At 40.2% G+C, this 12309-nt stretch carries 5 protein-coding genes; all 5 read right to left on the reverse strand.

The features are described from left to right. Positions 1–68: 68 nt before the first annotated feature. The 5 genes from HHO47_RS00535 to HHO47_RS00555 all read right to left on the reverse strand — a co-directional run bounded on the left by HHO47_RS00535 (position 69) and on the right by HHO47_RS00555 (position 12074). Entirely contained in the window at positions 69–4910 is a 4842-nt protein-coding gene (locus HHO47_RS00535) for an NAD-glutamate dehydrogenase (protein ID WP_169017866.1), read from the reverse strand. Between the two features lie 210 nt (positions 4911–5120). After that, positions 5121–7445, reverse strand: coding sequence for an efflux RND transporter permease subunit (locus HHO47_RS00540; RefSeq protein WP_169017868.1), 2325 nt, complete (start codon positions 7443–7445; stop codon positions 5121–5123). Beyond that, the gene (locus HHO47_RS00545; RefSeq protein WP_169017870.1) at positions 7445–8446 is read right to left on the reverse strand and encodes a YCF48-related protein; all 1002 of its coding nucleotides are present in this window, start codon (positions 8444–8446) and stop codon (positions 7445–7447) included. The genes HHO47_RS00540 and HHO47_RS00545 overlap by 1 nt, the downstream gene beginning before the upstream one ends. A gap of 153 nt (positions 8447–8599) precedes the next feature. Next, a complete protein-coding gene (locus tag HHO47_RS00550; protein WP_169018232.1) occupies positions 8600–9964 on the reverse strand; it encodes a DUF1329 domain-containing protein in 1365 nt (454 codons plus the stop codon). Positions 9965–9974: 10 nt separating this feature from the next. Beyond that, positions 9975–12074: a DUF1302 domain-containing protein gene (locus HHO47_RS00555; protein ID WP_169017872.1), complete on the reverse strand. Its 2100-nt coding sequence runs from the start codon at positions 12072–12074 to the stop codon at positions 9975–9977. Positions 12075–12309: the final 235 nt, after the last annotated feature.

Here is a 12309-nt window from a genome sequence, read left to right on the forward strand (position 1 = left end):
TTGTATAACAATTTTAATGATTAACTCATTATTTTCATGTGAGAAAATAACCAGCCAGTGCCAATTGCTTATTTTGCAGATGTATCACAGTTATGGCTAAGTAGCATAAGTTCGCGTAATGCAACTGAGAACTTAGCAAAATCATGACTTTGTGAAGTCTTAAATTCGGCTAACATTTGCTTCCAGCGTTGTAGTAACAAATCTTGGCTATCCATCCACTGATCAATTTGACCGTCCACATCCTTGTCATCACCTGTGAAGTTGTTTAATACCACTTCCGATAATGTACGTTGTTGCCAATCAAGTTCTTCACGATAAGATGCACGCGCCAATGCTTGCCAATGATTTGCCACAGGCTGATGAGTAATTTGGTCAAGGAACCAATGCAGTCCCATGCGTGCACCTAGTTTGAAGTAGGTATTAGATACCATATCAATACTACGTCCTGAATTTGCTGCAACTTCAGCTAAGTCCATTACTGAGAACAAGCTAGAAAGCGATACGATGCGTGTTGCAAGTTCAGCTGGCACTGCACTTTCAATAAGCTTGTCTGCGGCAGCGGCTAAACGTTCACCTTCTTTTTCAACCATGTAGTTAGTTAAGTTTGCACTTAAATCAGCAAAGGTCGGTGCAATGAAGGCAATTGTTTGCTCAATATTTTGTGCTTTATTGCGATGACGTAAGAACCAACGTGTTGCTCGGCGTACTGTACGACGTAATTGATACAACATTTCAGTTTGCACTGCAGCTGGGATCTTGTTATCAAGATCAACAATTGCAGACCAAGTATCACGCATTTGGAATACTTCACTGGCAACAGAGTAACATAACGCTATTTCAGCTTCGTTTGCGCCAGTTTCTTCATGCATACGTACCATGAAGTTCAGACCCATATCGTTAACGATATTATTAGCTAACTTAGTAGCTATGATCTCTTTACGCAGTGGGTGATTATCCATCGCTGTATTGAACTTTTCACGTAGCGGTAAAGGGAAAGACTTCACTAACAGCTGACGATAATATGGGTTTTCTGTGATGTCGTCAGTCACGAGTGACTCTTTAAGTACCATTTTAGCGTACGACACAAGTACCGATAACTCTGGGCGAGTTAAATCTTTACCCGCTGCAGCGCGTTCAGCCAACTCTTCATCGCTTGGAATAAATTCAATTGCACGATTTAACTTGCCATCTTTTTCAAGGGCATGAATAAAACGTACTTTTTCTTTAAGCGTTGATGAGCCTTTTAATTGCGTAATTGACAGTGTATGCGTTTGACGATAACAATCTTTCAATACTAGTTGTGCAACTTCATCGGTCATTGAATACAGTAGTTCATCACGTTGTTTACGTGTTAAATCACCAGCTGTAACTAAACCATTAAGTAAAATTTTGATATTTACTTCGTTATCAGAACACGCAACACCACCTACGTTATCGATAAAGTCTGTATTAACGCGACCGCCTTTAGCTGCAAATTCAATACGTCCTAATTGGGTTGCACCTAAGTTGCCACCCTCACCGAGTACTTTTGCACCAAGCTCACTACCATTAATACGTAGGGCATCATTTGCACGATCACCTACATCTGCATCGCTTTCTTTACTGCTCTTAATGTAAGTACCAATACCGCCATTCCATAATAGATCGAATTCCATCATTAAGAATGCTTTGATCAGCTCGTTTGGTGTCATGCTGGCTTTTTTAGTGCCCAACATTTTTTTCATTTCTGGCGTTAAAGTGATTGATTTAGCCGCACGTGAAAACACCCCGCCGCCCGCTGAAATCAAGTCCTTGTTGTAGTCTTCCCATGATGAACGAGGTAAGTTAAACAGGCGCTCGCGCTCTGGGTAAGAAGTCGCTGAATCTGGGTTTGGATCAACAAAAATATGCAGATGGTTAAATGCCACTTGCAAACGGATATGCTTGGATAACAACATCCCATTACCAAATACATCCCCAGCCATATCACCAATTGCAACTACTGTAAAATCAGTTGTTTGTGTATCAATGTCCATTTCGCGGAAATGACGCTTAACCGACTCCCATGCACCTTTGGCTGTAATACCCATTTTCTTATGGTCATAACCTACTGAACCACCTGATGCGAACGCATCACCTAGCCAGAAGTTATATTCATTAGCAATACCATTGGCGATATCAGAGAAAGTAGCTGTGCCTTTATCAGCTGCTACAACCAAATATGCATCATCTTCATCATGACGAGTTACATCAACCGGTGGTACAATTTCACCTTGGATGATGTTATCTGTGATATCTAATAAACCACGAATGAAGATTTTGTAACACTCTTGGCCTTCTTTGAAGAATGCGTCACGATCTGTTGGCAGTTGTTTACAAACAAAGCCGCCTTTTGAGCCTACAGGTACAATCACTGTATTCTTTACTTGTTGTGCTTTAACTAAACCAAGTACTTCAGTACGGAAGTCTTCACGACGATCTGACCAACGCAGGCCACCACGCGCAACTTTACCACCACGTAAATGCACACCTTCTACACGTGGAGAATAAACAAATATTTCAAATGCAGGTAATGGCAATGGCATATCTGGAATTAAGCTTGGGTTTACTTTGAACGACACATAAGACTTAAACTGACCTATGTCATCTTTTTGGAAGTAGTTAGTACGCAGCGTAGCAATGATCATATCGACATATAAACGAATAATACGGTCATCATCTAAGTTAGCAACGTTTTCAAGCTCTACATAAATTTGTGCAATTAGCTTATCAAGCGTCTTAACACTGGCAGGACTTTTAACCGAGAACTTTTTAGCAAATAAATTAACAATTTGCGTACCTATATGCGGGTAATTAGCTAATGTGCTCTCGATATAACTTTGCGAAAAAGTAACCCCAACTTGGCGCATATATTTTGCGTAAGCACGTAAAATTGATGCTTCGCGGCCTGTTAAGCCACCCATTAACACTAAGCGGTTAAAACCGTCATTTTCTAAACGGTTGCTCCACACGCTAGTTAGTGCGGCACGAAAACGTGCTGATACTTTATCGAAATCTGCAATGCCTTTACTATCTAGTAGCATTGAAAAGTCCATGATCCAGTTGATACGGCCATCGCTGGTTTTAACCGAATAAGGCGTTTCACCAATGACACGCAAACCAAAGTTTTCAAGCATGGGCATAACGTCTGATAAATGGATTGGCTCATCTTTGTGGAATAAGCTCAAACGTACAATATTGCTGCTTGCTTCTTCTTGCGGACGGTAAAACAACATTTCAAGCTTGTTATCGTCATTCAATAGTTCAAGCTTTTCAATATCAACAACAGCGGCACTTGGCAGAACTTCATCTTTGTATGAACGCGCGAATGCATTAGCATATTTACGATTTAAATCGTTACCACGCGCTTCACCAGCAGATTCTAACAATGCGGATTGTAATTTATCTTCCCAAGTACGAGCTGCTTCTACTAAATTATTTTCGATGTCTTTCACGTTATATTCTATATTGTTGTCAGTCACACGCACGGTATAATGAGTACGCGCCAGTGTAGACTCAGAGAAGAAGGTAGTAAATTCGACTTTATCGCCAGAATTAAATGCGGAGCCTAAAATAGACTGAGTTTCACGCCGCAGCGCGGTGTTGTAACGCTCACGCGGTACATAGACCATGCAAGAGAAAAAACGACCATAGGCATCTTTACGCACAAATAAGCGACACATATCGCGCTCTTGTACTTGTAAAACACCCATTGCAACTTCAAGTAATTCGCTTTCTCGGGCCTGAACGAGTTCATCACGTGGATAGGTTTCAAGAATATTTAACACCGCTTTATAAGCATGCGTGCCTTTAGCAAAGTCACACATTTCCATGATGCGGTTTATTTTACTTTTTAAAACCGGCACATCAGCGGCGCTGTTGTTGTAGAAGCTTGATGAGAATAACCCGATAAAACGGTCTTCACCAATCACATTCCCCTCATCATCAAAACGCTTGATACCAACATAATCGATGTAAGCTGGGCGATGTACGCGTGATAGCGAATTAGTTTTAGTAAGGATCAACAAGTTATTGCTACGAGCTTCTTGACGTGCAACTTCTGGTAATTCAGATAACAGGCGAGAATGCTCTTCGGTTGAATTTTTCATTAAACCTAAGCTGCCCTCGATTTTACCTTTAAGCTGGTAATCACCTTGCACTGGTGATAAATCGTATTGACGATAGCCCATTAAGGTAAAGTTATCTTTAACTAACCAATCTAAGAACTCAACAGTCTCTGCCACTTCATTGGCATTGTTGTTATGATTACGTTTTGGTAATTCTTTACTAACCGCAATTAACTTTTTGCGGATCGGTTGCCAATCTTCTACCGCAGTAGACACATCATTCAACACTGACTCAAGCTCTTTTTTGAACGAGTCAATTACTGAAGAATCTGTTTGGCGATCAATCTCGATAAAAAACACTGTTTTTGTAGAGCTAGACTCTTGTTCGGCTTTTAAATTTGATAAAGCTGAGATTTTAGCGTTTTTATCGCGTTGAATCTTAAGTGGGCTGTGTAATAGCAAGTGAGATGCGATATTTTCGCGAGTCATCGCCATACGAACAGAATCAACTAAAAATGGCATATCTTTAGCGATAATTTCGACGATAGTGTGTGATGACTGCCAGCCATCTTTTGCTACTTCAGGATTAAAAACGCGGATCACCGCATCATCAGAGGTATTTTTTTCTAGCGAGTTCCATAGGCTAAGTGCAGCGCCATATAAGTCACTATCATTGCGATGTGCCAAATCTTCTTTAGACATATTGCTGTACAAGGATTTGGCGAATTTCTCAACGAGTAACACATTATCAGCGTGAACTTTTTTCTGGATCAGCTTACAGACATTATCTAAGATAACCGAGGCTTGCCCTTCATTTCGTGTCATTACATGTTCCTTAAATCTATACCACCTACTTAGATGGAAAATTTGTACAGCAATTTAGTGTGTGGAGTCAGGCAAATTCTAACCCTTTTAAGATTAATAAACAGCCCTTTCGATGAAAACATTTTAAGCATTTCAGCTATTTGGTCATCTATTCACAAATTATAGATATAAATGGCCTTTACAGGCCATTTAGGAGCAAAATTATTCAGATTATTTTTTCTGGTCAGTCCAGATCAAACTACCAATTGCTGGTAAAAGCAAGACCGCGCCAAGCATATTGACTAAAAACATGAAGGTTAACAATATTCCCATGTCAACTTGGAACTTCAGATCAGAGAAAATCCAGGTGCTCACACCAATAGCTAACGTGATACCGGTAAATAACACCGCACTACCACGCTCAACAAGTGCGTTACGATACGCCACAGGTAGAGCAACACCTTGTTTTAATTGCCCCACCATTGATGACAAAATATAAATCCCATAATCCACCCCAATACCAACACCTAATGCAATCACGGGTAGCGTTGAAACAGTCAGGCCGATTTCAAGTTGCACCATCAACGCTTGCGCGAGAGTCGATACAATATACAAAGGCAACACTACCGCGATGGTCGCTTTTACACTCTTAAAGCTAATTAAGCATAAAATAATGACCGCACCATAAACATATAACATCATAGGCAGTTGTGCAGCAGCCACTGATTCATTGGTTGCTGCCATTACGCCAACAGGCCCTGACGCCAACTTAAACTGCAGCATATCGGTTTGCTCTGCAATGGCAAATTGCTTAACACTGGCAATGATATGTTCAATGGTCTGCGCTTTATGATTATCTAAAAAGATAATCACAGGCATAACTGAACAATCACCATTAAGTAAACCGGTACTGGTTTCGACTCGTGAGGTAGATTGCACCAAACTTGCCGTATTACGAGGCAAACTTTGCCACTTTAAATTACCTTCGTTATATCCAGCATTAACCGACTGCGCTACTGAGCTTAGAGATACTGCTGATTGCACACCTGCTAAGTTTTCAACTTTATATTGAAAACGACTAATGCGCTCCATTACGTCGTGCTCTGTACATGCTGCAGGGTAAGCCTCGACAATTACTTTTAGAATATCGGATGAAATTGTATATTTGTCCGATATTAAAAAAGTATCTTGGTTATAACGAGCATCTTGATGCAATGACGGTGCGCCTGCATGTAAATCGCCAATATGCATTTTACCTGCTTGCCAATAACCTATAGCAAATAATACTAAAGTGCAGCCGATAATAATTTTCGCGCATTTTGGATCAGTGGCTTTAACTAGCAGATCACGAGTTGAATCAAGTAAGTTTGCTGTTTCGCTGCTGCTTGATTGAATATGAACTGTATTTTCAAAGCGCATATACGATGCCCATACTGGCAATAAAATTAAATTAGTAAAAATAATAACAGCCACACCTAAACTTGCTGTGATAGCCAGTTCACGAATTATGCCTATATCTATGGTCAGTAACGTCAAAAAGCCGACCGTGTCCGACAGCAATGCAATACCACCGGGTATTAACAGCGCTCTAAAACTAGCCTGACAGCAAAGACGCGTATTACTGCTTCCTTCGGTGACTTTTTTACCAATTGCATTGATCATCTGTACGCCATGACTTACGCCAATAGCGAATATCAAAAAGGGTACTAAAATCGACATTGGATCCAGACCAAAGCCTAAGCTCGACAATATCCCTAACTGCCAAATCACAGCAATAATTGAACAGGCTATAGGTAAAATAGTGAGTTTGATACTGCCGCAAAATAACCACACCATGATGAAAGTAAACGCGATAGCAATGGCAAAAAATAACACAACCCCTTTCGCACCTTCGGCAATATCACCAGCCATTTTGGCAAAACCAATGATATGGATACTTATTTTATCCGTGCTTAATGGCTCGCGAATTTCGCTTTCTAGTTTTTGTGCGAACGCTAACGTATCAAGCTTTTCTTGTGTTTGCGGATCGGTTTCCATCAACTGTGCGGTCACCATCGCACACGAGTAATCAGAGGCAATCATCCTGCCAACTACTTTCGCTTTTTCGATATTCTCTTTAACAACGGCTAAACCTCGTTGATCGGCAGTAAAATTAGCGGGAATAATTGGCCCCCCCGCAAAGCCGTCCTCAACAACTTCAACAAAACGTGCACTGGGTGAAAAAATTGAATTCACTAACGGACGATTCACCCCAGGAATGAAATACAACTGATCATGAACAGCTCTTAATTGGGTGAAAAACTCAGGATTAAAAATATCACCGCTATCATCACACACTGAGATCAAAATACTATTTGCACCACCAAATTGCTTTTCATGTTTTAAATACACTTTCATATAATCATGATTGAGTGGAATATTTTTATTAAATGAAGCATCAAGTTGGATTTGTGTGGCTTTAAAACCTAAAAAACATGTTATTAAAATAAAACTAATCACCATTATTAATCGATGACGAAAAACTGCTTTCTCTAAAAAATTGACAATTGTATGCATTATGGAGCCATCCCCTTCACTTTAATGCCATTTTCTGATGCCATAACCAGTTTATTTTCAAATATAACGGCATCAAGAACTGCTTTACCATCGGCTAACTGCTCAATAGTAAGCTGATTATTTTTATAGTGGAAAATCACACCGCTGTTGGCAAGTAACAACCATTGATTGTTACCGCTTGCGATAATACTATTAATTGTGGCTGTTTTATTATTGCTTATTGGTTGCCATTGCTCACCTAGCTGACGGCTAAAAATATTGCCTCTTAAACCCGCAACTATTTCTTGCCCTTGTTCATCGTTGGCGTAAGCAAAAAAAGAACCTTGGTAAATTTCTTCATCGCGCTGCCAAGTTTTTCCGTTGTCGGTACTATGCGCTAACAAACCCATTTCGCCCACCAACATGAGCTTATCTTTTGTTGCAACAATACGATTAAAGTGCGGCAATATTGATGCAGTTTCGGCTTCATAGCCTTGTGGATCTGATCTTTTTAAATCATTTAAGTAATCTCTATCATCAGCAAATAATAAAGAATCCAGAAAACGTTTTTGCCAATATTTGCCACCATCACTGGTTTCATAAAACATACCATAGGCACCCACAGCAAAGCCGTGTAATTCACTGGTAAATAAAATATCTAAGCAAGGTTTATCTAATTGCGTGTCCACCTGTTGCAACTGCCAGTTTGCACCACCGTCATTAGTATGAATAATAGTCGCATCATGCCCGCAAGCCCAACCAAGTTCACTGCCACTGAAGGTAACCGCCGTTAATAACACTTGCGTTGGCACGCTCGCTTGTTGCCAATTTTTTGCATTACTGCTTGTAATTATAGTGCCATGTTTTCCAACAGCGACCAGTTGTTTTCCTGTGTATTCAATATCGGTCAACAGGGTTTTATCTGCTTTAGTTGCGACAATCGCAGCAAGTGGTTCAGCAGCAATAGAATGAGTTGAAAGGCTCGCCACAGCGGCAAGGCCTGCATAAAGCATGTACTTCATAAATTAAAATCGCCTTGAAAAGAATGTGTTTGTCGGTATATAACGTGCAGTCCGGGGACTCGGTAAGTGTCATGACCCAGTGCGTGTCAGAGTGACAAACGCGATTTGAAATAATAAAAAAGCACCTAGATAATGCTAGGTGCTTAGAGTGTTTTAACGACCTTCGCGGCGCAGTGCACTTGAGGTAAATTCATTATCATTAAACGATTTTGAGAAATCATACATTTTCTCTTGGTTATCTAAACCAATCGCTAGGTAACGGCGTGAATTCAAATCGTAGTAAACGTCTAACGTACTCCAGTTAGTAAGTGCATCGTAATAGTTAATTGTATGAGCCATGGCTACACGATACATTTGATCACGGTTATCATAGATATCCGTCACTTGAACTTGCCAACTATCTTCATCTATATAAAATACCCGCTTTTTATAAATATGGCGTGTATCACTTTTGAGATCCGCTTCGACAACCCAAACACGGTGCTTTTCATAACGCACGTGTTCTGGTTTGATGTGACCGGCCATCAGAATATCATCATACTGTAGCTTATCACTATGTAGCTTATAACTATTGTATGGGACATAAAGCTCTTGCTTACCTTTGAGCGTCCATGTGTAGCGATTTGGCGAACCATTAAACATATCAAAGTCATCTGTTGTGCGTAAGCTATCAGCTGCGGTGCCTGGTGCATCGTAAGCAACATTAGGCGCACGGCGAACACGACGTTGGCCAGAATTGTAAGTCCACGCTTGTCGCGGAGTTAAAATTTGATCCATGGTTTCATGAACTAATAGCGCCGTACCAGCTAACCGTGCAGGTTCGGTGACTTTTTGTTTAAACTTAAATAAAATATTAGATTCTTGTAGCTCTGCAGGCGTTGCTTTTGGATCGGAGTACTTAACTAACAGTTGCTCATCAAAACCAACCATATTATACGAACCTGATGCTGTAGGAGCTGCTTGACCACCAAAGCGCTCAATTGACAGCCCGCGATAACGTAATAAATGGTTCCAGATTGCCTCTAAGCCAGTTTTTGGAATAGGGAAAGGAATACCAATTGCGGTATTTTTTATCCCATTCCCCTCTTCAATCAACTCTGCAGTTGGTGCGTATTGTTTTGTCGCATCATAGACAAACTGAGGGTTTGAAGCACTGCGATGAGTAGTATAGATATTCATTTTAAACGTATCCGGATACGCTTCAAAAAGCGCTACTTGACCAGGACTTAAATTTGCTTGGTATTTATCAACATTTGATTTATCAATAGTGAAAAGTACTTTGTCGTCAGCATACGGATCTGGGTGATGCATTCCCGGCGTATAACCTGCCGGTGCTTTAGTAATACCACCTGTCCACGCAGGGATCGAGCCATCTGCATTACCTGCTTTTTCTGCGCCTAAAGGAGTTAGATCTGCACCTAAACGTGCTACTTCTTCATTCGTCATTTTGGCAACGGCCGCTGTTGTAGAAAACAAGCTACATAACGTTAATGCGATGAGGGTAGGTTTTTTTATCATCATGATACCCCTAAATTGAATATTTAATATTGAAAGAAACAAAATCACGGTCTGAGAAAGTATTAATATCACCGCCACCCCAGAAAGAGTTGTAACTAAAGTCAAATGACCATGCATTTTGATAATTAAAGTTCGCTGTAACACCAAGTGACTTACGATCCTCTATAAATAAGAACATCGGATCGGGTGTGTTACCATTTACATCGTGCGAAAATACAAAACGAGGTGAAAAGTTAACTCCCTTAAAGAAGTTATAATAATCGCCCTTGGCAATTAAGCGATATCCCCACGATGATGCTGATGCAAACTCTTTTTGCTCTGGCCCATTTGATAAAGCCATATGAAGTGTTGAGTAATCATCGGTACCAGGTCCGGTCATAATACCGCTTCGACCAGTACCTGATACATTTAAACGCATTTCATCATATTCAGGCATGTTATTAATGTGCACACCGCCTACTTCACCCACTACAGCCCAACTATCTGCACCCAGCGATGGGCCAAATAAATGTGTTGCAGTAAACTGTAGCTGACTTGTATTGCGTTCAATATAGCCTTTTGCTAATTCACCGGCTGCAGTTGTACTGATGTCATTTCCTTTACTCATTTGCGAAATACCGGCAAATTCAGGACGTAAACCAGCCAGGGCTAGTTGCTCTGGCATTGCTGCGTAGAGTAATTCAACATCATCAATTTGTAATGGTTCATCTTCACGGAAGGTAAATTCACCAGCAAAAGCTGTTTCACCAAGTGAAGTATTAAAACTCAAACCATACAGTTTAATATCCTCTGGGTATTCATTTTTAGCGAGCGAAAACGCTTTTAAGTTAGAAATATTATCTTCTGTGATCTCTGTGTTTAAGATCATCCCTAAATCGTGTTGAATAGCAGAGTCTGTAAAGTTAGATACTCGTCCAGATACAAGTGGACGTCGGCTATGATAATTAACATGATAAAGCGCCACTTCAGAATCGTTTAATTCAGGTAAAAACATTCCTAATCGTAAACCATATTGACCACCATTATCAGGTTCAACTTTACCAATATCACCTTTGCCTTTTAAAGCCACCTTAGTAGGATAAGACAAATACATTTCAGCAAGTAGCTCCTTGCCTTCATCGCTTGATGGATCAATCCCTTTACTGGCTGCCGCTAATGCAAAATCAGTTGCTAAATTATTTAAACTTGTAGTTAAAAAGTCTAAATCGATATCAGGGTTGGAGGTAAAACCAAGCTGTACATTTTGCTGATAACCATTTTCAGCGGCAAAGTCATTGGTTGAAAAGTACGTTCCGGCTGCAGGCAAACGTGTTTCATGCCATTGGTACTGGTAAAAGCCTTCCAAAGTCACATTTTCAGTGATCCCTAAAGATGCCCATAACATACCAACTGGGATAAAGGCCTCTTTTAACTCGGCACCCGGCGCTTTTAATCGGTCAATATCGACCGGATTTACATTAATACCGTGAGAAATTAATGTACTTTCCCCCCAGTTTATTACTTGTTGTCCTAAGCGGATAGAAAGTGGGTTATTACCCTCATTCAAATCAAAGTTGGCCCACACATAAGCATCTAATAGACGGATATCCGCGCAGCTTTGCTTTTTAGTATCTTTGTCATCACACGCGTCTACTTGCTTTCCTGATGTAGGATTTGTGTAAGCACGGCTACCATCCATTAACTCAAAATCATAAAAATACATAAACCGAGTGAACAAGCCATAGTTATCTTTACTAATGGATAAGTCATGGGTGCCTTTTAATAGTTTTGAGAATGAGTCTCCACTATCAAAGTTCAAATCACCTGCATCACTATTATTCGAGTAAGAGCCTGGTTGCATCCATACGTCTTGCGATGAATAAACCGTATTCCCGAGTGCAGGATTGTAACCGTCCCAATTGAATGCCGGATTATTACTTTTACCTATTAATCCAAAGTCGCGGTCTTCAACACGAATGCTTTGCCCATAGGAAAAAGTAGAATCAAAGGTTATATCAAAGCCTCCGGCCTCAAATGTTGCAGCTTGAGTTGGTGCTGCTGATAATCCTAAAGTAGCAGCTGCGATGCCTAGTACTAGTTTATTTTTAACAAAAAGCGATCTTCTTATCATTGTGTGTCCCCCTGTCGCGGGTAATTTTGTGATCAAGTTATTGTTTTTGGTATAGTCGTAACGATAGAAGCGAAATAAAGAAATTTCAAATAGAACGCATTCAATCGTCATGATTTTTCTGTTTAGTTGACGTTCATCTAATGGTAAGACGTCCTACCAGATAATTTATACACGTAAATTAACAATAGGACAAATCGAATTAACAAAAAAATAATAATATAAGTGTTTATTTTAA

Source organism: Pseudoalteromonas arctica (genome assembly GCF_012927645.1).
GTDB classification, from domain to species: Bacteria; Pseudomonadota; Gammaproteobacteria; order Enterobacterales; family Alteromonadaceae; genus Pseudoalteromonas; species Pseudoalteromonas arctica_A.

What these genes read in the sequence shown, in the direction of transcription:
- HHO47_RS00535 (WP_169017866.1), bottom strand. Translation starts at nt 4,910, where the DNA reads ATGACACGAAATGAAGGGCAAGCCTCGGTTATCTTAGATAATGTCTGT.
- HHO47_RS00540 (WP_169017868.1), bottom strand. Translation starts at nt 7,445, where the DNA reads ATGCATACAATTGTCAATTTTTTAGAGAAAGCAGTTTTTCGTCATCGA.
- HHO47_RS00545 (WP_169017870.1), bottom strand. Translation starts at nt 8,446, where the DNA reads ATGAAGTACATGCTTTATGCAGGCCTTGCCGCTGTGGCGAGCCTTTCA.
- HHO47_RS00550 (WP_169018232.1), bottom strand. Translation starts at nt 9,964, where the DNA reads ATGATAAAAAAACCTACCCTCATCGCATTAACGTTATGTAGCTTGTTT.
- HHO47_RS00555 (WP_169017872.1), bottom strand. Translation starts at nt 12,074, where the DNA reads ATGATAAGAAGATCGCTTTTTGTTAAAAATAAACTAGTACTAGGCATC.